Source organism: Oryzibacter oryziterrae (assembly GCF_021864535.1).
GTDB lineage: Bacteria > Pseudomonadota > Alphaproteobacteria > Rhizobiales > Pleomorphomonadaceae > Pleomorphomonas > Pleomorphomonas oryziterrae.
The window spans coordinates 111,829-132,671 of sequence record NZ_JAKJIC010000009.1; the positions used below are offsets into that span (position 1 = coordinate 111,829).

The following is a 20,843-nucleotide window of genomic DNA, read 5'->3' on the forward strand; positions in this document are numbered from 1 at the left end:
CTTCAGCCGCGGATTTCGACCGGCTGGGACAGGGATTGGGTACTTCCGTCGGGCATGACGATGCTGAAGGTCAGCACCCAGCGCCCGCCGGAGGGTATGGTCATGTTGGCGACTTCGAAATAGCCGTCCGCACCGCGCAGCATCGGGGCCGAGACACTCTCTCCCCCGGCGTCAGGCGCCTTCAGCATCACCGTAACCTCTCGGGGATTGAGCGCCTCGAACTCGCCGGTTTCGAGGAAGGCCCGAATGTGCACCGGCCCTGCCCGGCCCGGCAGAATGTCCACGTCGGCCATGGCCGGCAGGGTGTGAATGTGCAGGGAGATCGGCTGATTGGCCGCTTCTGCCAGAACCCGAGGCGGCGGCGTGAAGCGCCAGAGGCCAACCAGCAGCAAGACGCCGAAGATCAGCGCGATCTCCACCGAGATCGACCGGCGCAGACGCCAGACCATCTCCGGATCGCGCGTCCAGAACCAGCGATTGAGCGCTGCAGCCACCAGCACGACACCAACCAGCGTCAGCTTGAGAAGCAGCAAGCGGCCGTAATCGGTAGACGTGAGGTCGGCCAGACTGGGGAGCTGCGCCCGGATCAGGATCGCGCCGCTGCCAAGGATCAGCAGCACAGGGAAAGGAATGATCCGCGAGAACAGCAGCAGTTCCTCGCGCCCCTCTTCGCCACCCCTGGTCAGCACGTGCCGCAAGGGCAGCAGGCAGCCGAGCCAGAAAGCGAGACTGACCCCATGCAGGAACAGGGCGGGCACGGTCAGGAAGGTCGGTTCGGCGGTTGCTGCGTGACCACTCAGGCAGAAGGCAAAGCCGACCATCACCAGCGCGACGAAACTGAAGAGCCGCCCTCGCCACTCCCAAAGATGCCCGGAAACAAAAGCCAAGACCAGTGCGGCAAGCCCCGCCAGCAGCGTTTGCGCCATCGGCGTGCCGAACGGCAGGCGCCAGGTCTCGGCAAGCAGCAGCGCGCTGAGATCCTGACCCGCCAGATCTGCGCCTTGCAGGCCGTAGATCAGCGGCGGCGTCAGCAGGCCCAGGCGCAGGATCATCGCGGTGAAACGGTCTTGCGGCCCGTCCTGGATCCAGGTCCAGAAGACCGCACCCCCGACGCCAAACAGCAGCGAGAACTGAAACAGCAGGCGCGTCACATAGAGCAGCGACCGAACGGCCGGCGAGCTGGTCTCAAGCGTTTCCGGCATCACGAGGTTGGACGGCGCGCCGACCGAGAAGCGGAAGGTGCCGTCCACCGGGTGCCCGTCGGCCGACGCCACGTGCCAGCCGACGATGCGGCTCCCCTGCGCAGACAGGGAGGGGAGCTCAACGTCAACCTCGTTGCCGGTAGTGAGCCCTTCGAGTGGCAGGATCGTCCCGTCGGGCTGCACCAGAGCCAGCTTGCCGGGCTGCACGGGTTCATTGAATGTCAGCACCACCCGTGCCGGCGGTACGGAGAGCATGGCGCCATCCTGCGGATCGCTCTTCAGCAAGATCGCGTGAGCCGACGCGACGTTCGGCAGCATCAGACAAAGAAAGGCAAGCAGAACCAATGCGTATTTGCGCGCCTGCACCATTGCCCCATCCCCCGACGATCACATGCCATCTTCATATCTGAACCACGGCATCTGTCGACCACTCAAAGCTGACGGTCAAGCCTCTGTCGCTGGACACTGGCCCGCCGACAGGTTAGCTCCTATGCATGAACTATCGCCACGCCTACCACGCCGGTAATTTTGCGGATGTGCTCAAGCACGCCGTCCTCGCAAGGATCCTCGCCTATCTTTGCAAGAAGGACGCGGCCTTCCGCGTCATCGACACCCATTCGGGCATCGGTCTCTATGACCTTGCCTCCGACGAGGCCTTGAAGACGGGCGAATGGCGCAATGGCGTCGGCCGCATTCTCGAAAGCGATCTGTCGGAGCCACTGCGCGCCTATCTCGGCCCGTGGATGGGCGCCATCCGCGCCGCCAACGGCGACGACAACCTGCTGGTCTATCCGGGTTCGCCCATGATTGCGACCACCCTCGGCCGCCTGCAGGATCGCTTTCTTTTCAACGAACTGCATCCCGAGGACGCCCAACAGCTCGACGCCCTCTACAGCGCTGACCGTCGCGTGCAAATCAGCCGCGAAAACGGCTATGTCACCGTCCGCGCCCAACTGCCCCCGCGCGAGCGACGCGGGGTTGTGGTGATCGATCCGCCCTTCGAAGAGGCCGGCGAGTTCCAGCGCATGCTGCGCGCCATGCAGGACGCCAGCCGGCGCTTCGCCACAGGTATCCAGCTGCTGTGGTATCCCATCAAGGATCAGGACGCGGTCGACGCCTTCCTGTCGGAGGCCGCCGATACCGGCGCCACACGCCTGCTCTGCATCGAGCAATGGATCCGCGAGCCCGGCGGCGACGGCCCGCTCGCGGGAGCCGGCATGCTGGTGGTCAACCCGCCCTACATGCTGGCCGAAGAAACGCGCGCCATCATGCCCGAGCTCATCGAGTTGCTCGCTGACGGGCCGGGTGCGGGCGGAAGGGTGACCTGGCTGGTGGAAGAGGCGGATCGGTCCGGCGCTTGACCGCGCCAAAGGAACGGAAGAGAGTCGCGCCAACATCTTGCGAATCTGGATGGTGAAGACAATGCGCGTGTTCTCTGCCCTGCTGCTGCTCGCCCTGTCGGTCGCTCCCGCTGTTGCCGCCGACGGCAATCCTGCGATTCCTGCCTGTGACGATCCGACCGTGCTGGGCTCCATCAAGGAGAAGCAGGCCTGGGCCGAACACGCGACCTGGCAGGATGGCGTCGTCATCGCCTCCATCGCCCAGCCGAGCCAGTCGACGGCCGGCACGAAGTTCGTCTCCGCCGTCGAACACCGCCATTGCATCGCCCGCGCCGAGCTCGCTGGTGGACAGCGCCGCACGCTCTACTACGTGATCTCCAACGACAGCGGCTTCGCCGGCTATGGCTGGGGGGTGGAGTTCTGCCTCGCCGGCCACGATCCCTATCACGTCTATGACGCCAACTGCCGGGTGCTCCGGTGAGCCGCATGCAGACCCGTACTCCGCTTCGGCCTTGGCTGGCTGCAGCCCTGCTGGCCGCTGGCCTCATGGGCGCGACGAGCGCTGTGGCGCAGGACCGTGCCGGCGACTTTGACTTCTATCTCCTGTCGTTGTCCTGGTCGCCAAGCTATTGCGCAAGCGAAAATGCCAGGCCAAACAGCCGGCAGTGCGCCGGCTACCGCCCCTACGCCTTTGTCGTCCACGGCCTCTGGCCACAATACGAGCGCGGCTACCCGGAAAACTGTACGACAAACAAGCCGGTGCCAACCCTTCGCGACGTGGATGGCATGCTCGATTTGATGCCGGATGCCGGCCTCATTCTCCACGAATGGTCAAGGCACGGCACTTGCTCGGGCCTCGACGGCACCAGCTATCTCGATACCGTGCGTACGGCCCGCGCCAAGGTGGCCGTACCTGCCGCCTTCGACGCGCCATCGACCTATCTGACCATTGCGCCTGATGACCTGGAGCGCGCCTTCCTGAAGGCCAATCCCGGTCTGAAGCCTGAGGGCATCGCGGTGACCTGCGACGGTCGCCGCCTCAGCGAAGTCCGCATTTGCATGACGCGCGATCTCGCCTTCCGCTCCTGCCCTGACGTCGACCGCCGGGGTTGCCGCAGCGACAAGGTCGTCATGCCGCCGGTAAGGTGAAAATGTTCATGTTGTGCCCGAGGGTTCGCCTGCCCCGCCTGTCTTCCCTGCTCCGCCTTGCGGCCAGCGGAGCCGTGTCTTGCTGCCTTTCGGCGGGTTTTGCGCAGGCCGATACGCTCAAGCGGTTCGGCGCAGCCCTCGTGGCCTGTACGGCTGACTTGCATTGCGCGGTCTCCATCAAGTCCATCGGCGAAGACAAGCCGTCGACCTTCGTGCTGATCCGTGGCCCGGAAAGCCGGGCACGCTGGGTCGTGTCGCTCACGACCGAAGGCGTGCTGGCCGATGCTGATCGACCGGTGTCGCTCTCCATCGACAACGGCGTCGACATCACCCTGCGGCCCAGCGCCGACTATGCGCCCTTTGTGACCGCATCGAGCTATTACATCACCTCGCAAACAGCCCTGGATCGTCTGATGCTGCAGGTGCAGCGCGGCCATGACCTGCGCTTTGCCTATATCGACATTACCGGCGCCCCGCACACCGACCGCTTCCCCCTTGGCAGTCTCGCTGATGCGCTCAACGAAGTGGACACGCTTCAGAAGCGCCTCGGCGGGGATCGCCGCGCCGCGCCGCCCGAGGATCTGCCGCCGGCGCCGCAAGTCGACGACGCCGCGATGATCGCCGACACGGGCGTGCCGCCACGCCTGCTGGAATGGCACGTGGCCGCCAGCACCTGCGAGGCGCCGGACAGCGCCGATCTCGCCCCAATCCCACCGATGATCGGGGCGCTGTCGGACACGGCAACGCTTTACGCCATTCCCTGTTTCAAAGGGGCCCACGGCACCGGCTATCGTCTCTACATGGTCGAGCGCGGCGAGATCGGCGGCATGCATGCCCTGACCTTCGCTGCCCATTCCGATCGCTTCGGCTGGACCGGCACCGATACCCTGTTCGACACAGGCTTTGACGCAGCCAGCCATGTCCTCACCGCCAGCGAGATCGACGAGAAGGGGTGTGTCTCCAAGGCGTCATGGACCTGGGACGAATATGCCTTCCGCCTCGATCGTCTTGCCGCAGACCCCGCCTGCAACGGCAGCCCGGACAGCGGGCTCAAGCCGGTCTATCAGGCACCCTGACATCCCTTCATTCTGCATCTTCCGGAGATACCCATGCCGAACATGATTCTGCGTTCGTCCCCCGCCTCCCCCTTCGGGCGCAAGGTCAAGCTGGCGATGATCCTCCTCGGCCTGACCGATCAGGTGACGGTGGAGTTCGCCGACACCCGCAATCCCGAGGACAGCCTGCGCAGCCAGAACCCGCTCGGCAAGATCCCGGCCCTCATCCTGGCCGACGGCACGATCCTGTTCGACAGCCGGGTGATCTCCGAGTATTTCGATCACCTCGCCGGCGGCGGCAAGATCATCCCCGCCGATCCCGACCGTCGCTTCAAGGCACTGACGTTGCAGGCAATCGGCGACGGCATCATGGATGCCGGCATCCTCAGGCGCTACGAGGCGGCCGTCCGGGAACCGGAATTCTTCTCGCGAACCTGGGACGACCATCAGCAGGGCAAGATCGACCGCGCCCTCGCCGTGCTGGACGCCAACCTGCCCTCCGAGGACCGGATCGAAGTCGGCGAAATCTCCGTCGCCTGCGCCCTCGAATATCTCGACTTCCGCTTCCCCGGTCTCTGGCGCGACCGCCATCCGAAGCTGACCGCCTGGCTCGACCGGTTCGAGGCGCGCTGCCCCGGCTTCAGCGACACCAAACCGAAGTGAACGAGTAGCCTTGCCGATCCTCTCCATGATAGGCATCTGACGCGTCGCCGCCGTGCACCTGTTGCGGCGCGTTACTGCGGAGCGAATTCATGGCCTGGGGTAATTTTCCGTCTGTTCCCGTTGCCCGTCACCAGTCGTCCGGGAGCGCCGACGACATTGATTTCGAGATCAAGGGCGCCGAAATGCAGTTCGTCGAGATCGAGCTTGATCCCGGCGAGAGCGCTGTCGCGGAAGCTGGCTCGATGATGTTCAAGTCGGCCGCAATCACCATGAACACGGTGTTCGGTGACGGCTCGAATTCCGGTGGCGGCTTCATGGGCAAGCTGCTTGGCGCCGGCAAGCGCCTGATCACGGGTGAGAGCCTGTTCACCACCGTCTTCACCCACGAAGGCCAGGGCAAGGCGCGCGTGGCCTTTGCCGCGCCCTACGCCGGCCACATCCTGCCCATCAAGCTCGACAGCATGGGCGGCACGTTGATCTGCCAGAAGGACAGCTTCCTGTGCGCCGCCAAGGGCGTGTCGCTCGGCATCGCCTTCCAGAAGCGCATCATGACCGGCCTGTTCGGTGGTGAGGGCTTCGTGATGCAGAAGCTCGACGGCGACGGCTGGGTCTTCGTGCACATGGGCGGGACGCTGGTGGAGAAGGAACTTGCGTCGGGCGAAGAGCTGCATGTGGATACCGGCTGCGTCGCCGCCTACACGCCTTCGGTCGATTTCGACATCGTCCGGGTCGGGTCGGTCAAGTCGATGATCTTCGGCGGCGAAGGCGTGTTCTTCGCCCGCCTGGTCGGCCCTGGGAAGGTGTGGCTGCAGTCGCTGCCCTTCTCGCGCCTCGCCGGCCGCATCTGGGCCGCCGCGCCGCAGAACATGTTGGGCTCGTCCAAGGAAGAGGGCTCGATCCTCGGCCCGCTCGGCAACCTCCTCGACGGCGACAACAGCTGAGGCGCCATGCGCTGAAAAGCAAAGAGCCCCCGGAGCACTTGGCTCCGGGGGCTCTTTGAGCCTGACCTGATTGGGATCAGAACTTGTAGCCGAGGCCGACGGTGACCAGCGAGCCGTCGAGACCGGTCTTCACCGAGTCGGCGCCGACCGTGTAGGTCTTGTCGTTGGTGCCGGTGTAGGTGTACTCGGCGCGGGCCGTGATGTTGTTGGTCAGAGCGGCTTCGATACCGGCGCCAACCACGTAACCGACGTGGGTGTTGTCGTCCGAACCACCGTTGAACTTGGCGGTACCCTGACCGACCACCGCACCGGCGGTGCCGTAAACCAGGATGTTGTCGAAGGCATAACCGACGCGACCGCGGACAGAGCCGAACCAGTCGGTGCTGGCCTTGACCGAGGTGCCGCCGGACGTGAACTTGTCGGACGGGCCCATCATCACGTCAGCTTCGCCACCGACCACCCAGTGCGGGTCGACCTGGTAGTTGTAGCCGCCGTAGACGCCACCGGTGAAGCCGCTGACATCCTTGTCGCCGCTACCCGTCTTCACGGTACCCCAGCCATAACCGGCCTGGGCACCGACATAGGCACCGGTCCAGTCGAAGGCCGAGCTGGTGGCAACGGGGGCCATGGCAGGAGCCTCGGGGATCGGCTCGTTGAGGTCGGCGGCGAACACGGGGGCCGACGCAACGAGGGCAGAACCGGCGACCAGCGCGAGAACCAGCTTCTTCATACTCTTTACTCCTTTTGTGTAGCCAGAGCAGGTATTTCACCGCTCGAGGCTCCTCACAGTGCAACGGCATCGTCTTGCGTGATGCCGTCGTTCGATGAGCTGAAAGTGGAGGCGGAATGCGGCAAGGTCCATGCGAGAATTTGACCAAAAAGAGGCAAGTTGAAGTCGAAAATCTGCATCGACAATTTCGCAACAGTATGGTTCTTGGTCTGGGACAACGCTTTAATTCTGTAGAAACAGATATGAACACTCACAAAATTTCGTGATTTCTGTTCACGTTTACTTAACCATGATCGACGGCATTGGAACTGCCATAGCGGACGCTTTCTGACAGCATAAATGTTGTAGACTGCCGCACATGATTCAGGATCCCGCCAAGCCCATGATCGACGACGAAACCCTTGCGCCTGTAACGGAAAGTGACGAAGACGCCACCGCCCTGCCAGATCTGGAGACGGACAGCGAGGGGGAGGTGCTTGATCTGACCGCGCCGGAAAGCCGGCGTGGTGTCGAAGTCATCTCCGCCATGGTCAAGTTGCTGCCCAATGGCCCCGGCGTCTATCGCATGCTCTCGCCGACCGGCGACGTGCTCTATGTGGGCAAGGCCAAGAGCCTCAAGAAGCGCGTCTCCAATTACACGCGCCTCGGCCAGTTGCCGACCCGCATCCTGCGCATGGTGCAGGCGACGGGCTCCATGGAGTTCGTCACCACCAAGACCGAAACCGAGGCGCTGCTGCTGGAAGCCAACCTGATCAAGCAGCTGCGTCCGCGCTTCAACGTGCTGCTGCGCGACGACAAGAGCTTCCCCTACATCCTGATCACCGGCGATCACCCGAGCCCGCAGATCGTCAAGCATCGCGGCGCCCGCTCGCGCAAGGGACGCTATTTCGGCCCCTTCGCTTCGGCCATTGCCGTCAGCCGCACCATCAACGCCATGCAGAAGGCCTTCCTGATCCGCAACTGCTCCGACAGCGAGTTCGACAGCCGCAGCCGGCCCTGCATGCAGTTCCAGATCAAGCGTTGCGCCGGCCCCTGCACCGGCGAGATCGACGCCGCCAACTACAAGCGTCTGGTCCGCGAGGCCGAAGACTTCCTGTCGGGCAAGAGCCGCCAGATCAAGGAGGAGCTGGCCACCGAGATGCAGGCCGCCGCCGCCGACCTCGATTTCGAAAGTGCCGCCGTCTACCGCGACCGCCTGGCGGCACTCAGCCATGTGCAGAGCCATCAGGGCATCAACCCGCAGGGCATAGAAGAAGCCGATGTCTTCGCCGTGCATCAGGAAGCCGGGCAGACCTGCGTCCAGGTGTTCTTCTTCCGCACCGGCCAGAATTGGGGCAACCACGCCTTCTTCCCGAAGGCCGGCGGCGCCGAGCCTGGCGAAGCGCTCTCGTCCTTCATCGCCCAGTTCTACGATGACAAGCCCTGCCCCTCGCTCATCCTCGTCAGCCACGAGCTTGAGGACATGGCGCTGATGGCCGACGCCCTGTCGGAGCGCTCCGGCCGGCGCGTCGAGGTGGCAGAGCCCAAGCGTGGCGAGAAGAAGGATCTCATCGACCACGCCGTCCAGAATGCCCGCGAGGCGCTGGCCCGTCGCCTCGCCGACACGTCGAGCCAGTTGAAGCTGCTCGAAGGCCTCGGCAAGGTCTTCGGTCTGCCAGAAACACCCAAGCGCGTCGAAGTCTATGACAACGCCCACATCATGGGCACCAATGCGGTGGGCGGCATGATCGTCGCCGGCCCCGGCGGCTTCGTGAAGAACCAGTATCGCAAGTTCAACATCCGCTCCGAGGACATCACGCCGGGCGACGACTTCGGCATGATGAAGGAAGTGATGACCCGCCGCTTCTCACGCCTCGTCAAGGAGCACGGCAGCCGCGAGGCCGCGCCGCGCGACGAGGATGGCTTCGGCCCCTGGCCCGATCTGGTGCTGATCGACGGCGGCGCCGGCCAGCTGTCAGCCGTGCGCGCGATCATCGAAGAACTCGGTCTCACGGATATCCCGCTGGTGGGTGTCGCCAAGGGTCCCGACCGCGACGCCGGCCGCGAACGCTTCTTCCGCACCGGCCTGCAGGACTTCATGCTGCCGACCCGCGACCCGGTGCTCTATTTCATCCAGCGCCTGCGCGACGAGGCCCACCGATTCGCCAACGGCAGCCACGCGGCGCGCCGCTCCAAGCAGATTTCCGAAGGCGGATTGCAGGAGATCCCCGGCGTGGGGCCGACGCGCAAGCGCGCCTTGCTCAACCACTTCGGCACGCTCAAGGAAATCGAGCGGGCCGCCCTGCCCGATCTCGAACAGGTCTCCGGCATTTCCGCCGCCACCGCCAAGGCGATCTACGACTATTTCCGCAAGGGATGACGGCGGGCGAGGCTCCCACCCGCCGTCCTGCCTGGCTTACTTGCGCGGATCATAGCCGCCGGCATTGATCTCCAGCGGCGGGTTGAAGGCGTTGGCAATCGCGGCCCAGTCGACGAACTTGAAGTTGGTCGCCTTGGGCTCGCCGCTCAGCCCGTTGAGATCGTCGTTATAGCCGTCCTGCGTCACGAACAGGCCGTTCGGCCAGCCCGGCAGGGCGGTGGCGATCACGTCGGCGCCGTCGCTTTCCTGCACCGCGTCGATCTTGGCCGCCGCATTGGCCGCCACGCGGAAGGAGCCGAGCAGCTTGAAGCCATCGTCGATGCGGAAGACGGCAAAGCTGTCGTCATAGGGGGCATCGGCCACACCGCCCTCGCCATGCGCGCCGCCCTGGCTCGACGCCAGAAGATAGCGGGCGGTCTTGCCGTAGTAGACGGTCAGCCCTTCCACGTCGCGGGTGATGACGCTGTCGGGCTTGTTGAACACGCTCTTGGAGGAACCGCGCGTGGTGTAGAGCGGCTTGTCACCAAACAGACCGGTCGCCGGATCGAGCTTCCAGATGCCCACGTCTTCCTGACCGGCATAGACGGCGCCCGTAACCTTGTCGACGGTGACGCCCTCGAACTGCGGGTTCCAGTCCGACAGCGGATCGTCCTTGCTCTCGGCCGTCAGATCCTGTCCGTCGAAGACGAAGGGCACGCGCGCGTCATGCACCATCTTCACGGCCACCTTGCCATCGGCTTCAGGCTGCAGCTCGAAGACGCCGACGCGCGGGTTGGTCCGCTGCGTGCCGACCGCGAGCACCTTGCCGTCGGCCGCTTTCCAGGCGGTGAGGCCGTAAACCGTCATCTGATCGTCGAGCGGATTGTCCTGATCCGCACCGCCCGCCTTGTCCGGACGGGTCGGGAAGGCACGACCAACACTGAGATCGGTGATCTCGCTGAGCGGCTTGTCGGCCGACCCGTCGATCTTGAACACGCGGATGATGTCGAGGCCGCGGTCGGACGCCACCGCCACGTCGATGGACGAACCATCGGCAAGCTTGAGGCCATAGACCACGTCGATGTTGTTGATGCGCCCCTTGCCGGCATCGGTCTTCTCGGCCTTGATCTTCTGCACTTCAGTGCCCTTGAGATCATAGACGCGGATGCCGCCGTTCTTGATGGCGGTGATCACCAGGGTCTTCGCCGGATCGGCCGGATCGACCCAGAAGGACGGATCGTCGGCATCCGCCTTGCCGTCCTCTTCGGAAAGATTGGGCGTCTCGACACTGGCGGCAACCTCGGCGATCGAGGGAGTGGCAAGGGCCAGCGTGTGCCAGGACACCAGGGTGAGTGAAAATGAAGCGACGGCAACCAAGCGACGCAAAGTCATCGGACTATCCTCCGTAAGCATGTGTGCGGAATGCTTTCGGGCATAATGCGGGTGCATCACGTGATTATGACGACGTTCAGGAAAGCTGCCCTACCGGTTCAAGTTGTAGCCATGATGGCGCCCGACAAGCCGGCTTCGCACGGAGAGCCAGCTGCGTACGGGTTTCATCCCCGTTGCTCCCCGAGCGGAAAAGGCCTAATATTTGACCAAACGATAAAACAATATCCTGGGATCGAAATGACTGAATTCAATGTGGAGATCGTCGGCAGTCTTGCCGCCATTCTCTCTGCCGTTTGCTGGGCGCCGCAATCGCTCAAGATCATCGTCGAGCGCAAGACCGCCGGCCTGTCGCTGATGACCAACCTGATGAGCTTCGTCTCGGTCCTGCTCTGGGAAGCCTATGGCCTGTTGCTCGGCTCCTGGCCGATGATCCTCTCCAACGCCGTTTCCATCACGCTGATCGGCACCATTCTCGCCATGAAGCTCTATCTCGACCACTTCCACGCGGCGGTCGACAGCCCCTTCACAGCAGGCTCGCCCCAACATTGATCCCAAGTGCCAGGATCGTGGTGTTGAACAGGAAGGACAGGATGGTGTGCGCCAGCGCCACGCGACGAATGCGTTGCGAGGCGATGGTCACGTCCGAAGTCTGCGACGCGGCGCCGATGGTGAAGGACACATAGAGAAAATCCCAGTAATCGGGCTCCGTGATGTGTTCGGGAAACTCAAGGCCGCGGCCATGGTTCTCGCGCAGGTAATAGTCATGGGCATAATGCTGCGCCATCACGGTGTGCACGAAGAACCATGAAACGATGATGGTCAGCGTCGAGACGGCAACGCGCCAGATTTCCGTGCCGCCCACCGCCAGCTTGGCGCGGTGGAGATCGACGCCGATCGCCACCAGACTGACCAGCGAGGCGGACATCGCCAGCAGCAGGATCGTCCACTCCCCCTCGTCATGCTGGGCTGCCCGGCGCCTCAGGGCATGGACATCAGATCCGGCCATCATCTTCCAGGTCATGATGAGATAGAGGCACACGCCCGTATCCCAACCAATCAGGATTCGCGTCGGCGGTTCGAGGGAGGTGGGCAGGAGGAAATAGACCAGGAAGCCCAGGACGATGCCGGAGATCAGCCGCGGCCTGGCCCGTAGCACGGTGATCGCGCGGCGTATCCTTGACCGACGCGGCGTCACGCCCGGTGTAAGTGTCATCATGCAAACCCTTCTGCAGTCTCGCTCGACATCGCCGAGCGGTCCGGCTCAAGCCGGACCGTGGCCGAGAGACCTCACAGCAAAAGACGGCAAAATCGCGAAAGATCAATGCCGATCGCGTGATCGGCATCACGCGGAGTCGGCGGTGGCCTCATTTGCCCAAGGACGTGCTGCCCGAATAGGTGAGCGTCGCCATCACGCGGTCGCCGCAGTCGCTGCTGGTCTGCGTCGCGCAGTCGCTGCCGGTGAGCGAGTTGCCGTGATAGCGCAGATCGAGGTCGAGCCCCTCGGTGACGTCGACCGTCACGCCGGCGTTCCAGTAGAAATATGAGACCGGATCCGGATTGTGCGAGGAATACCAGTCGTAGCCGAACTCGCCGGACAGGGTGAAACGCTCGCTGACCGGGATCGACGCATTCACGTAGCTCTCGACGTAATGATCGCCATTGCCGACGTAGTTGGGTTCCCAATCGGTGCTGCCGGTCACCGCCGCGCCATTCTCGAAGGTATAGGTGAGGCTGGCATAGAGATCGGCATAATCCACGTCATGGTCGATCACCGTATAGGAAGCCCCCACATTGGCCTCAAGCTCGGGTGTCAGGGAACGAGTCACGTTGGCGTCGACGATCCATTCGTTCTGATACTTGTCGGTGGGCGAATAGTCGCGCGCGATCGACGCATCGAAGGTCCAATCGCCATAGGTGGGCGACACGCCCGCCAGGATCTCCATGGTGGGATCATGGTCTTGACCATGGGTCCAGGCTCCGACCGCCACGCGCCAGATATCGAAATCGACAGTGACGCGCCCTTCCGCATAACCGGAATGATCCGTGGCCGTGAGGCCGGACGAATAGTGATCGGTCGCAGCGAAAAATTTCCAGGAGATGTCCGGTTGCACGGCATCGGCAGCCTCGTCAGCCGCCTGGTCCGCCGCTTGGGCATGCCAGACGCCACTTACCATCGCGGCCAGAACGACCGCCACGCGCAACACAGACCCGTTCATGATCGCCCCCGATAACCTTTTGCTAACCTCTCACAGCCCCCCTCCCCACGCAATCCGTGATTCGCCGTTCGGGACGCCATCCCCAGCCGATGTCGAGCCGGCAGAACTGCCTATCCCGCCCCTTGCTTCCGGCAGCCGTCTTGCCCTTGTCGTCCTGCCGTGCGATGTCTCGGAAAACGCGTCATGAAGCTCCGCCGATGAAACTCGTCTGGTCCCTGCCCAACATCCTGACATATCTGCGCATTGTCGCAGTTCCGGCCGTCGTTGCCGCCTTCTACATCGAGGGCGACGCAGGACGCTGGACAGCCTTTGGCCTGTTTGCGGCGGCCTCCATCACGGACTATTTCGACGGCTATCTAGCGCGCCTGTGGAAACAGCAATCTTCGCTTGGCCGCATGCTCGATCCGATCGCCGACAAGTTGCTGGTCTCGGTCTGCATCCTGGTGCTGACCAACAACAACACGATCGGCGGCTGGTCGCTCTGGGCGGCGGTAATCATCCTAATGCGTGAGATCTTCGTATCCGGCCTGCGCGAGTTCCTGGCGGAGCTGAAGGTTTCCGTGCCCGTGACGCGGCTCGCCAAGTGGAAGACCACGCTGCAGCTTGTCGCCATCGGCATCCTGCTGCTCGGCCCAACCGCCGACAAATACGTCGATCACATTTCCGAACTAGGCCTTCTCCTGCTCTGGACGGCCGCAATCGTGACCCTGTACACGGGTTATGACTACTTCCGCACGGGCGTTGTCTATCTTATGGAAGAAAACCATGACCGATAGAGAAGTCCGCCTCGTCTATTTTTCCTGGGTCCGTGAGCGCATCGGCGTGCCGGAAGAGCGGCTGGTGCTGCCCTCCGACATCATCACCGCCGGAGACCTCGTGCGCTGGCTGGCAACGCGCGACGACGCGCATGCCTTTGCCTTGCAGTCGCCGTCAACCATCCGCGTTGCCGTCGACCAGATGCATGTCAGTCATGACGAAGCCATAACGGAGGCCCGGGAAATCGCCCTTTTTCCGCCGATGACCGGCGGTTGACGGAGACTTCCCATGGTGACGGACTGGATGACCCTTGCCGCCGCAGACGGCCATGCCCTCTCGGCCTATCGCGCCCTGCCCGCCGGCAAGCCTCTGGGCGGCGTTGTCGTGATTCAGGAAATCTTCGGCGTCAACGACCACGTCAGGCGCATCACCGAAGAGCTGGCGGCAGCCGGCTTTGCCGCTGTCGCGCCGGCGCTGTTCGACCGCTACGAGCGCAACGTCGACCTTGGATACACTGACGACGATCGGCAAAAGGGCATGGCCTTCATGTCCCACTTCGACTTCGCCAAGGCCCTTGCCGATGTGGCGGCGGCGAAGGCTGCCCTTGCCCCCATCGGCAAGGTCGGCATCGTCGGCTTCTGCCTCGGCGGCACCATCGCCTATCTGAGTGCCTGCCGTCAGGACTTCGACGCCTCGGTCGGCTATTACGGCGGCGGCATCGCCCGGTTTCCCGACGATCGCCCGCGCGGGCCGCTGATGCTGCATTTCGGTGAAGCCGACGCGCATATTCCCCTGTCGGTTGGCGAGAAGGTCAAGGCGGAGAGCCCGGCGGTCGAAGTCTACACCTACCCCGGCGGCCACGGCTTCATGCGCAAGGAAACGCCGGCCGCCTATGACGAGGCGTCTGCCGTGTTGTCCTGGCAACGCAGCCTCGACTTCCTGAAGCTTCACCTCGCCTGATCGGGAGCATCCCACCATGGCCACTGTCCGCGTCCAGGCAGAAGACTTCGACACCGGCGCCGAGATCGAGAAGGTCTCCGCCGGGCGCCGCGACATCGGGGCGGTGGCTAGTTTCGTCGGCCTCTGCCGGGACGAAGGCGGACGCCTTGCGGCACTGGAGCTCGAGCACTATCCCGGCATGGCCGAGGCAGAACTCGGCCGCGTGGTCGCGGAAGCCGAATCCCGCTGGCCGCTCGATGCCGTGACGGTGATCCACCGTTACGGCAAGATCGCGCCCGGCGCCCGCATCGTTCTGGTGGTGACCGCATCGAGCCACCGCGTCGCCGCCTTCGAGGCCTGCGAGTTCCTGATGGACTACCTGAAGACCCGCGCGCCCTTCTGGAAGAAGGAACATCTGATCGACGGCACCAGCGGCGCCTGGGTGGAAGCCAAGGGTGATGACGACGAGCGCACCAACCGCTGGAACGGTTGAGCATTTCGGCCCGGACTTCGAAGAGATTTTGCGTCGCAGCGATGAAGTGGCTATGCTCTCGCGCCGATCATTCCGGTTGAAGAACAGCAGGACGAAACACGTCAGACATGGCCGATACGCATTTCTCGCCAGCCAACGCCGCGCTCTCCGCCCGTCAATCGGACGCGGGCAAGGAGCTCGATCTTGAGCTGATCGAACTCCTGTTCTTCGCCTATCGCGATTTTGTCGGCGAAGCGGACCAGACCCTGCTGGCCTTCGGCTTCGGCCGCGCGCATCACCGCGTGCTGCATTTCGTCAATCGCAATCCGGGCATGCGCGTCACCGATCTGCTGGACATCCTGCGCATCACCAAGCAGAGCCTCGGCCGCGTCCTCAAGCAGCTCGTCGACGACGGCTATGTGGATCAGACCCCCGGCCCGGTGGACCGGCGCGAACGCCTGCTGACCGTCACCGACAAGGGCAGCCGCCTTGTGCTCGCCCTGGCCGCCCGCCAGGACGCCCGCATCGCCCATGCGCTCGAAAGCATGCCCGCAGGCTCACGGCAAGTGGTGCGCGATTTCCTGTCGAACATGATCGACACCGCCGGCCATGCCCCGGCCAGTGAAACAGAGATCTGACCATGGTGACAGCGGCCATCCCCTCCGACGATGCCAACCATGTCCTCGTGGTGGACGACGACAGCCGCATTCGCCAACTGCTCGCCAAATATCTCGCCAACAACGGTTATCGCGTCACGTGCGCCGCCGACGCCGTCGAGGCGCGCCGCAAGATCTCCTCCATCGAGTTCGACATCATGGTGCTCGACGTCATGATGCCCGGCGAGGACGGCTTCTCGCTGACCCGCGCCCTGCGCGCCGAGCAGGACCTGCCCATACTCTTGCTGACCGCCCGTGCCGAATCCGCCGATCGCATCACCGGACTGGAAGTTGGCGCCGACGACTATCTGACCAAGCCTTTCGAGCCACGCGAACTGCTGCTGCGCCTCAACAACCTGCTGAAGCGCCGCCCCCAGCCGGAAGTGCAGCTGTTGCGCGACGCCATCCAGTTCGGCCGCTTCACCTATGACGCCAAGCGCGAGGAACTGTCCGACGGCACGGCACTCATCCGCCTCACCGATCGCGAACGGCAGTTGCTGACGCAGTTTGCCGCCAGCCCCGACGGCACCGTGTCGCGCGAATCCCTCATCGGCGGTGACGGCGAAGTGGGCGAGCGGACCATCGACGTGCAGATTAACCGCCTGCGCCGGAAGATCGAGGACGACCCGGCCAATCCCATTCATCTGCAGACTGTGCGTGGCATCGGCTATCGGCTGAGGTTCGACTGACCCATGACGAACACCGTCCCGCCCCCAGACCCTGCCGACGGCTCCTGCTCGCGCCTTCGCTGGCTGGACAGGGCGGACCGGGGCATGCGCGTCGTGCGCCAGACCGTCGCCCGCTACAGCCCGCAACCGGTCAGATATTTCTGGCGTCGCATGTCCATCGAGTTCAACCGATGGCTTCCCAAGGGACTGCTGGCGCGCTCGCTGCTGATCATCGTCCTGCCGATGCTGATCCTGTTGACGGTGCTGACCTCCGTCTTCATGGACCGCCACTGGCTGCTGGTCACCGATCGCCTGTCGAGCGGTGTGGTGCGCAACGTGGCGGCGCTGGTGAACATTGCCGAAGCGCCCCTGCCGGATCAGGTGCGGCTCGGCATGCTCGAATCCGCCGGACGCGCCATGCAGCTCGATGCCGTCCTGCTGCCGCAAGGCGACCTCGGCCAAAGCGAGCTGGATGAGAATGACATTGTCCACCGCATGCTGGCACAGGCGATCCAGCTGACGCTGAACCGCCCCTACACCATTGCCAACGCGGAAGGCTCAAGCGTCCGCATCCGCATCCCCGTCAATGGGGCGACGCTGGAAGTCGTGTTCCCGCGCAACATCGCCTATGCCGCCAATTGGCACTTCTTCCTCGTCTGGATGATGGTGACGGCGACGGTGCTGATCCTGATCTCCACCCTGTTCATCCGCAACCAGATCAAGCCGATCCAGCGGCTGGCGGACGCCGCCGAAGCCTTCGGCAAGGGACAACCGGTGCAGGACTTCTCGCCCGCCGGCGCAAGGGAAGTGCGCCGCGCCGCCTATGCCTTCATCGGCATGCGCCGGCGCATCGAGCGGCAGATTGAACAGCGCACCACCATGCTCGCCGGCGTCAGCCATGACCTCAGAACCATACTCACCCGCTTCCGCCTGGAACTGGCGCTGCAGCCGGAATCGGAGGAGACATCGGCGATGCGGGCCGACATCGGCGAGATGGAGGCCATGCTCAATGCCTATCTGGATTTTGCACGCGGCGATCCGGACGAGGAAGCGCGCACCGTTTCGGTGGGCGAACTCCTGCGCGATGCATTGAGGCTGCCGGGCGGTTTGCCCAAACCCGTGGAGATCGACGTCAGGGGAGACGATCACGCCAACCTGCGCGCCACGGCCATACGCCGCATGCTGGTCAATCTGGTGGGGAACGCCCTTCGCTATGGGCGGAGTCACGTTCATGTGCTGATCGAACGGGGCGACACGCATCTTGTGATCACCGTCGACGACGACGGCCCTGGCGTGCCGGAGGCGGAGCGGGAAGCGGTGTTCAAGCCCTTCTACCGCCTTGACCAGGCCCGCAACCAGGATATCCCCGGGACGGGCCTTGGCCTTGCCATTGCGCGGGATGCCGCCCGAAGCCATGGCGGCGACATCCATCTTGAGAGCAGCCCCCAGGGGGGCCTGCGCGTCGTAACGCGCCTGCCTGTCTGAACAGGCTCAGCGGGGCAGAAGCCGCGGCGGCATCCGGAGATTGGAAATCGGATGCCAGGGCGACCGGCTGACCTCGATCTCGGCCGAATCACGGTTGAAGCCGACATCGTCGAGCAGATAGGGATCTGCCAGCATGCGGGAGAGATCCTGCCTCAGCTGCGAGCGCTTTTTCCACTGGCGGTAGATCTGACGCGGCGAGATGGCCAGCTCGGCCCAGTGGCGCATGGTCATCGAGAAAATCATTTTTGTTCTCCAAGCTTTCCTTTGAACCCTATATGGCAGTGCGGCAAAGCGTCTTCAAACGCGTTTTTCGTTCGCTTGACTTTCGAAAATCTCAATCGTAAACACCCCGTTAATTCACATGGCGTGAACGCTTGATCGTTTAGAATTGCGACCGCCAACCGGGTTCCTTTCGACAAGATTTGACCGGCTGGACGAAATAAGACGTCACGATTCGCCCCGGAAATGAGCCTGTTCAAACCATAGGCAGAACCAAGATGCAGCGGTTGCCTTCCCTCAATGCATTGCGCGCCTTCGAATGCGTCGCCCGCCTCGGCGCCGTCAACCGAGCCGCCGAGGAAATGAACGTTACCGAAAGTGCGGTCAGCCGACAGGTACGCGCGCTCGAAGAAGATCTGCGTGTCGAACTGTTTCGTCGCGTGCACCGCGGCGTAAGGCTTTCTCCTGAGGGAGAGCAACTTCTGCGCTATCTAGGGTCCGCTTTCGATACCATCCGCCGCGGCGTCGAGCAGATCCGCGCACGGCCGGGCGAGGTACGGGTGCGGACGCCGCCCACCTTCGGCTCGCGCTGGCTGCTGCCGCGTCTGCGTGACTTCGAGATGGCCAACCCCGACATGTCCGTCCGCGTCACGATCCTGTGGGAGAACATGGAGCCGTCTGACGCCGAGAACGATGTCGGCGTTGTCTACGAAAGCCGTGGCTGGCCGGAGGAGGAGCTCATTCCCTTCCTGCACGAGCGACTGACACCTGTGTGCTCACCGGCCTTTCTGGCAAGTGTCAAGGCAAAGGACACGGCGGAGATGATTCGATCCTCGCAGCTGCTGCATTGCTCGGTGGTGCGCGACTGGGAGCGCTGGGTCACCACGGCTCTGCCCGGCGAATCCATGGACGTGGCACGCGGCGAGATCTTCGATACGATGGATACGGCGCTGAGAGCGGCGGAGGCCGGCCGCGGTTTTGCCATCGCCGATCTCGCCATGGTGGACCACGATCTGGCGCTGGGGCGCCTGGTGGCGCCTTTCCCGACCATCGCCGAAGGCGTCGACAACTTCTACATCGTGCGGCGCGACCGGCTGCGGCCGAAGCCGGAGGTGACGCGCTTCATCGACTGGTTGTTCGCCCAGGTCCGTGCGGACGGCGCTGCGGGGTAGTACCGAGCGTCATTGAAAATGACTCTCTGCATCCCGCATTCGAATGTCTCATGCCCTTGATGCAGATGAGACATTCGAAACATCTTCAATGAGCCGATGCGTCAGCATCTTGGGCAGAATTGGTATGAATGCGTGGCGACCGACGCAGCGGCTCAGTAGAGCCGCCCGCCCACTTCCGCCTCAAGACCGGGACCGACCAGCACCACGTGCCCCTTGTCGTCCGGCACACCCAGCGTCAGCACTTCCGAGCGCATCGGACCGATCTGCTTGGGCGGGAAGTTGACGACGCCGAGCACCAGCCGGCCAGGCAGGTCCTCGACCCGATAGTTCTCGGTGATCTGCGCCGAGGAACGGCGCAGACCGATCTCCGGTCCGAAATCGATCGTCAGCTTGTAGGCCGGCTTGCGCGCTTCCTTGAACACCTCGGCGGTGACAATGCGGCCGACGCGGATGTCGACTTTCAGGAAGTCGTCGTAGGAAATCGGATCAGCCATCGGCTCAGCCGGCCAGTTCGCGCGAACGATGGGCCGCGGCGGCCACGGCGGCCGTCAGTACCGGCTGCAGGCCGTCTTCCGCCATCAGCACCTGCAGCGCCGCTGCCGTCGTGCCGCCCGGCGAGGTGACGTTCTTGCGCAGCGTCGAGGGATCGTGACCGGACGCGCCAAGCAGGGCACCGGCGCCGACCACCGTCTGGCGTGCCAGCAGCAGTGCCAGATCATGCGGCAAGCCCGCCTTCTGCGCCGCCTCGGTCAAGGCTTCGACCAGATAGAACACATAGGCCGGGCCAGATCCGGACACGGCGGTCACCGCGTCGATCATGGCCTCTTCCGACACCCAGGCCGACTTGCCGACGGCGTTGAGCAGCGCCGCGATCTTGCGCCGATGCACTTCCGTGACGGCGCCATTGCCGACGCCGACCGACATGCCCTGGCCGACCTGAGCCGGCGTGTTGGGCATCACGCGGATGATCGGCCCCGTGCCGAGCGCGGACTCCAGTGTCGCCAGTGTCGTCCCGGCGGCGATCGAGACGATGATCGTCTCGGGACCGATCTTGCTTGCCAGCACCGGCAAGGCTTCGAACATCTGCTGCGGCTTGATGGCGATGACCACGATTTCCGGCGCGACCGCCAACTCGGAAATGTCCTTCACGTGGGTGAGCGAATATTCGATCATCATCGAAAAGGCTTCCGAGCCCACATGCGGGTCGACCACGGTCACCGCCTTCGAGCTCAGCCCCTTGGCGAGCCAGCCGTGCAGCATCGCGCCGCCCATCTTGCCCGCCCCGATGAGCACCAGGGACTTGATGTCGGAAAGTGCCATAATGTCCTCGCCTGAAATGCGCCGGTCACGCGAGCCTCTGTCGCGAACCTGCCGATATCCCTGAAAGGCAAGACGTTGCCACCGGAAAACCATTGCCGAGGCACGTCATCCCATACCCGTTTGCTCTTTC

The 20,843-nt window shown here is 63.8% G+C and carries 25 protein-coding genes; 16 read left to right on the forward strand and 9 right to left on the reverse strand.

Going from position 1 to position 20,843, the window contains the following annotated elements; genetic code table 11:
- Positions 1 to 2 precede the first annotated feature (2 nt).
- A complete protein-coding gene (locus tag L2I41_RS11470) occupies positions 3 to 1,571 on the reverse strand; it encodes a copper resistance CopC/CopD family protein (RefSeq protein WP_237153687.1) in 1,569 nt (522 codons plus the stop codon).
- 125 nt (positions 1,572 to 1,696) lie between these two features.
- On the opposite strand from L2I41_RS11470, the gene L2I41_RS11475 reads away from it, so the two are divergent.
- The 6 genes from L2I41_RS11475 (at position 1,697) to L2I41_RS11500 (ending at position 6,350) form a co-directional block, all read left to right on the forward strand.
- Positions 1,697 to 2,563, forward strand: coding sequence for a 23S rRNA (adenine(2030)-N(6))-methyltransferase RlmJ (locus L2I41_RS11475; RefSeq protein ID WP_237153688.1), 867 nt, complete (start codon positions 1,697 to 1,699; stop codon positions 2,561 to 2,563).
- A 61-nt stretch (positions 2,564 to 2,624) separates the two neighbouring features.
- Positions 2,625 to 3,023: a hypothetical protein gene (locus tag L2I41_RS11480; RefSeq protein ID WP_237153689.1), complete on the forward strand. Its 399-nt coding sequence runs from the start codon at positions 2,625 to 2,627 to the stop codon at positions 3,021 to 3,023.
- Positions 3,024 to 3,028: 5 nt separating this feature from the next.
- Complete coding sequence (locus tag L2I41_RS11485) at positions 3,029 to 3,691, forward strand: ribonuclease T2 family protein (RefSeq protein WP_237153690.1); 663 nt, start codon at positions 3,029 to 3,031, stop codon at positions 3,689 to 3,691.
- 8 nt (positions 3,692 to 3,699) lie between these two features.
- Positions 3,700 to 4,767 carry a DUF1176 domain-containing protein gene (locus L2I41_RS11490; protein ID WP_237153691.1) on the forward strand — a complete coding sequence of 356 codons (1,068 nt, stop codon included), beginning with the start codon at positions 3,700 to 3,702 and terminating at the stop codon, positions 4,765 to 4,767.
- A gap of 33 nt (positions 4,768 to 4,800) precedes the next feature.
- Positions 4,801 to 5,409 carry a glutathione S-transferase family protein gene (locus L2I41_RS11495; RefSeq protein ID WP_313791135.1) on the forward strand — a complete coding sequence of 203 codons (609 nt, stop codon included), beginning with the start codon at positions 4,801 to 4,803 and terminating at the stop codon, positions 5,407 to 5,409.
- 89 nt (positions 5,410 to 5,498) lie between these two features.
- Positions 5,499 to 6,350, forward strand: coding sequence for a TIGR00266 family protein (locus tag L2I41_RS11500; protein ID WP_237153692.1), 852 nt, complete (start codon positions 5,499 to 5,501; stop codon positions 6,348 to 6,350).
- Positions 6,351 to 6,426: 76 nt separating this feature from the next.
- Here L2I41_RS11500 and L2I41_RS11505 read toward each other — a convergent pair whose 3' ends face one another.
- Entirely contained in the window at positions 6,427 to 7,080 is a 654-nt protein-coding gene (locus L2I41_RS11505; protein WP_237153693.1) for an outer membrane protein, read from the reverse strand.
- Between the two features lie 53 nt (positions 7,081 to 7,133).
- The gene (locus L2I41_RS21480; RefSeq protein WP_255720172.1) at positions 7,134 to 7,259 is read right to left on the reverse strand and encodes a hypothetical protein; all 126 of its coding nucleotides are present in this window, start codon (positions 7,257 to 7,259) and stop codon (positions 7,134 to 7,136) included.
- 179 nt (positions 7,260 to 7,438) lie between these two features.
- On the opposite strand from L2I41_RS21480, the gene uvrC reads away from it, so the two are divergent.
- Positions 7,439 to 9,439 (forward strand): excinuclease ABC subunit UvrC, encoded by a 2,001-nt coding sequence (gene uvrC, locus L2I41_RS11510; protein WP_237153694.1) that lies wholly within the window; start codon positions 7,439 to 7,441, stop codon positions 9,437 to 9,439.
- A 36-nt stretch (positions 9,440 to 9,475) separates the two neighbouring features.
- Here uvrC and L2I41_RS11515 read toward each other — a convergent pair whose 3' ends face one another.
- On the reverse strand, positions 9,476 to 10,810 hold the full coding sequence (locus L2I41_RS11515) for a phytase (RefSeq protein WP_237153695.1): 1,335 nt from the start codon (positions 10,808 to 10,810) through the stop codon (positions 9,476 to 9,478).
- A 237-nt stretch (positions 10,811 to 11,047) separates the two neighbouring features.
- Here L2I41_RS11515 and L2I41_RS11520 point away from each other — a divergent pair, with 237 nt between their 5' ends.
- Positions 11,048 to 11,359, forward strand: coding sequence for a SemiSWEET family sugar transporter (locus tag L2I41_RS11520; RefSeq protein ID WP_237153696.1), 312 nt, complete (start codon positions 11,048 to 11,050; stop codon positions 11,357 to 11,359).
- Here L2I41_RS11520 and L2I41_RS11525 read toward each other — a convergent pair.
- Both L2I41_RS11525 and L2I41_RS11530 read right to left on the reverse strand, forming a co-directional pair.
- Positions 11,334 to 12,026, reverse strand: coding sequence for a DUF1345 domain-containing protein (locus L2I41_RS11525; RefSeq protein ID WP_237153697.1), 693 nt, complete (start codon positions 12,024 to 12,026; stop codon positions 11,334 to 11,336). The two genes, L2I41_RS11520 and L2I41_RS11525, sit on opposite strands and share 26 nt — an antisense overlap.
- 148 nt (positions 12,027 to 12,174) lie before the next feature.
- On the reverse strand, positions 12,175 to 13,026 hold the full coding sequence (locus L2I41_RS11530; RefSeq protein ID WP_237153698.1) for a TorF family putative porin: 852 nt from the start codon (positions 13,024 to 13,026) through the stop codon (positions 12,175 to 12,177).
- Positions 13,027 to 13,190: 164 nt separating this feature from the next.
- Here L2I41_RS11530 and pgsA point away from each other — a divergent pair, with 164 nt between their 5' ends.
- The 7 genes from pgsA (at position 13,191) to L2I41_RS11565 (ending at position 18,002) form a co-directional block, all read left to right on the forward strand.
- On the forward strand, positions 13,191 to 13,802 hold the full coding sequence (pgsA, locus tag L2I41_RS11535) for a CDP-diacylglycerol--glycerol-3-phosphate 3-phosphatidyltransferase (protein WP_237153699.1): 612 nt from the start codon (positions 13,191 to 13,193) through the stop codon (positions 13,800 to 13,802).
- A complete protein-coding gene (gene moaD / locus L2I41_RS11540) occupies positions 13,792 to 14,058 on the forward strand; it encodes a molybdopterin converting factor subunit 1 (protein WP_237153700.1) in 267 nt (88 codons plus the stop codon). Before pgsA ends, moaD begins: the two co-directional genes overlap by 11 nt.
- Positions 14,059 to 14,070: 12 nt before the next feature.
- Entirely contained in the window at positions 14,071 to 14,742 is a 672-nt protein-coding gene (locus tag L2I41_RS11545) for a dienelactone hydrolase family protein (protein ID WP_237153702.1), read from the forward strand.
- Between the two features lie 16 nt (positions 14,743 to 14,758).
- Entirely contained in the window at positions 14,759 to 15,214 is a 456-nt protein-coding gene (locus tag L2I41_RS11550) for a molybdenum cofactor biosynthesis protein MoaE (protein ID WP_237153704.1), read from the forward strand.
- 107 nt (positions 15,215 to 15,321) lie between these two features.
- Entirely contained in the window at positions 15,322 to 15,831 is a 510-nt protein-coding gene (locus L2I41_RS11555; RefSeq protein ID WP_237153706.1) for a MarR family winged helix-turn-helix transcriptional regulator, read from the forward strand.
- Between the two features lie 2 nt (positions 15,832 to 15,833).
- The gene (locus L2I41_RS11560; protein ID WP_237153708.1) at positions 15,834 to 16,538 is read left to right on the forward strand and encodes a response regulator; all 705 of its coding nucleotides are present in this window, start codon (positions 15,834 to 15,836) and stop codon (positions 16,536 to 16,538) included.
- Between the two features lie 3 nt (positions 16,539 to 16,541).
- Complete coding sequence (locus L2I41_RS11565) at positions 16,542 to 18,002, forward strand: ATP-binding protein (RefSeq protein WP_237153709.1); 1,461 nt, start codon at positions 16,542 to 16,544, stop codon at positions 18,000 to 18,002.
- A 6-nt stretch (positions 18,003 to 18,008) separates the two neighbouring features.
- Here L2I41_RS11565 and L2I41_RS11570 read toward each other — a convergent pair whose 3' ends face one another.
- The gene (locus L2I41_RS11570) at positions 18,009 to 18,245 is read right to left on the reverse strand and encodes a hypothetical protein (RefSeq protein ID WP_237153710.1); all 237 of its coding nucleotides are present in this window, start codon (positions 18,243 to 18,245) and stop codon (positions 18,009 to 18,011) included.
- Between the two features lie 254 nt (positions 18,246 to 18,499).
- Here L2I41_RS11570 and L2I41_RS11575 point away from each other — a divergent pair, with 254 nt between their 5' ends.
- Positions 18,500 to 19,393, forward strand: a complete 894-nt coding sequence (locus tag L2I41_RS11575) for a LysR substrate-binding domain-containing protein (RefSeq protein ID WP_237153711.1) — start codon at positions 18,500 to 18,502, stop codon at positions 19,391 to 19,393.
- Between the two features lie 152 nt (positions 19,394 to 19,545).
- Here L2I41_RS11575 and L2I41_RS11580 read toward each other — a convergent pair whose 3' ends face one another.
- Positions 19,546 to 19,887: a tRNA-binding protein gene (locus L2I41_RS11580; protein ID WP_237153713.1), complete on the reverse strand. Its 342-nt coding sequence runs from the start codon at positions 19,885 to 19,887 to the stop codon at positions 19,546 to 19,548.
- 4 nt (positions 19,888 to 19,891) lie between these two features.
- On the reverse strand, positions 19,892 to 20,713 hold the full coding sequence (proC, locus tag L2I41_RS11585) for a pyrroline-5-carboxylate reductase (RefSeq protein WP_237153714.1): 822 nt from the start codon (positions 20,711 to 20,713) through the stop codon (positions 19,892 to 19,894).
- Positions 20,714 to 20,843: the final 130 nt, after the last annotated feature.

What these genes read in the sequence shown, in the direction of transcription:
- uvrC (WP_237153694.1), top strand. Translation starts at nt 7,439, where the DNA reads ATGATTCAGGATCCCGCCAAGCCCATGATCGACGACGAAACCCTTGCG.
- L2I41_RS21480 (WP_255720172.1), bottom strand. Translation starts at nt 7,259, where the DNA reads ATGCAGATTTTCGACTTCAACTTGCCTCTTTTTGGTCAAATTCTCGCA.
- L2I41_RS11520 (WP_237153696.1), top strand. Translation starts at nt 11,048, where the DNA reads ATGACTGAATTCAATGTGGAGATCGTCGGCAGTCTTGCCGCCATTCTC.
- L2I41_RS11485 (WP_237153690.1), top strand. Translation starts at nt 3,029, where the DNA reads ATGCAGACCCGTACTCCGCTTCGGCCTTGGCTGGCTGCAGCCCTGCTG.
- L2I41_RS11480 (WP_237153689.1), top strand. Translation starts at nt 2,625, where the DNA reads ATGCGCGTGTTCTCTGCCCTGCTGCTGCTCGCCCTGTCGGTCGCTCCC.
- moaD (WP_237153700.1), top strand. Translation starts at nt 13,792, where the DNA reads ATGACCGATAGAGAAGTCCGCCTCGTCTATTTTTCCTGGGTCCGTGAG.
- L2I41_RS11475 (WP_237153688.1), top strand. Translation starts at nt 1,697, where the DNA reads ATGAACTATCGCCACGCCTACCACGCCGGTAATTTTGCGGATGTGCTC.
- L2I41_RS11560 (WP_237153708.1), top strand. Translation starts at nt 15,834, where the DNA reads ATGGTGACAGCGGCCATCCCCTCCGACGATGCCAACCATGTCCTCGTG.
- L2I41_RS11570 (WP_237153710.1), bottom strand. Translation starts at nt 18,245, where the DNA reads ATGATTTTCTCGATGACCATGCGCCACTGGGCCGAGCTGGCCATCTCG.
- L2I41_RS11550 (WP_237153704.1), top strand. Translation starts at nt 14,759, where the DNA reads ATGGCCACTGTCCGCGTCCAGGCAGAAGACTTCGACACCGGCGCCGAG.
- L2I41_RS11530 (WP_237153698.1), bottom strand. Translation starts at nt 13,026, where the DNA reads ATGAACGGGTCTGTGTTGCGCGTGGCGGTCGTTCTGGCCGCGATGGTA.
- L2I41_RS11505 (WP_237153693.1), bottom strand. Translation starts at nt 7,080, where the DNA reads ATGAAGAAGCTGGTTCTCGCGCTGGTCGCCGGTTCTGCCCTCGTTGCG.
- L2I41_RS11565 (WP_237153709.1), top strand. Translation starts at nt 16,542, where the DNA reads ATGACGAACACCGTCCCGCCCCCAGACCCTGCCGACGGCTCCTGCTCG.
- L2I41_RS11555 (WP_237153706.1), top strand. Translation starts at nt 15,322, where the DNA reads ATGGCCGATACGCATTTCTCGCCAGCCAACGCCGCGCTCTCCGCCCGT.
- pgsA (WP_237153699.1), top strand. Translation starts at nt 13,191, where the DNA reads ATGTCTCGGAAAACGCGTCATGAAGCTCCGCCGATGAAACTCGTCTGG.
- L2I41_RS11525 (WP_237153697.1), bottom strand. Translation starts at nt 12,026, where the DNA reads ATGATGACACTTACACCGGGCGTGACGCCGCGTCGGTCAAGGATACGC.
- proC (WP_237153714.1), bottom strand. Translation starts at nt 20,713, where the DNA reads ATGGCACTTTCCGACATCAAGTCCCTGGTGCTCATCGGGGCGGGCAAG.
- L2I41_RS11545 (WP_237153702.1), top strand. Translation starts at nt 14,071, where the DNA reads ATGGTGACGGACTGGATGACCCTTGCCGCCGCAGACGGCCATGCCCTC.
- L2I41_RS11575 (WP_237153711.1), top strand. Translation starts at nt 18,500, where the DNA reads ATGCAGCGGTTGCCTTCCCTCAATGCATTGCGCGCCTTCGAATGCGTC.
- L2I41_RS11490 (WP_237153691.1), top strand. Translation starts at nt 3,700, where the DNA reads ATGTTGTGCCCGAGGGTTCGCCTGCCCCGCCTGTCTTCCCTGCTCCGC.
- L2I41_RS11500 (WP_237153692.1), top strand. Translation starts at nt 5,499, where the DNA reads ATGGCCTGGGGTAATTTTCCGTCTGTTCCCGTTGCCCGTCACCAGTCG.
- L2I41_RS11470 (WP_237153687.1), bottom strand. Translation starts at nt 1,571, where the DNA reads ATGGTGCAGGCGCGCAAATACGCATTGGTTCTGCTTGCCTTTCTTTGT.
- L2I41_RS11515 (WP_237153695.1), bottom strand. Translation starts at nt 10,810, where the DNA reads ATGACTTTGCGTCGCTTGGTTGCCGTCGCTTCATTTTCACTCACCCTG.
- L2I41_RS11580 (WP_237153713.1), bottom strand. Translation starts at nt 19,887, where the DNA reads ATGGCTGATCCGATTTCCTACGACGACTTCCTGAAAGTCGACATCCGC.
- L2I41_RS11495 (WP_313791135.1), top strand. Translation starts at nt 4,801, where the DNA reads ATGCCGAACATGATTCTGCGTTCGTCCCCCGCCTCCCCCTTCGGGCGC.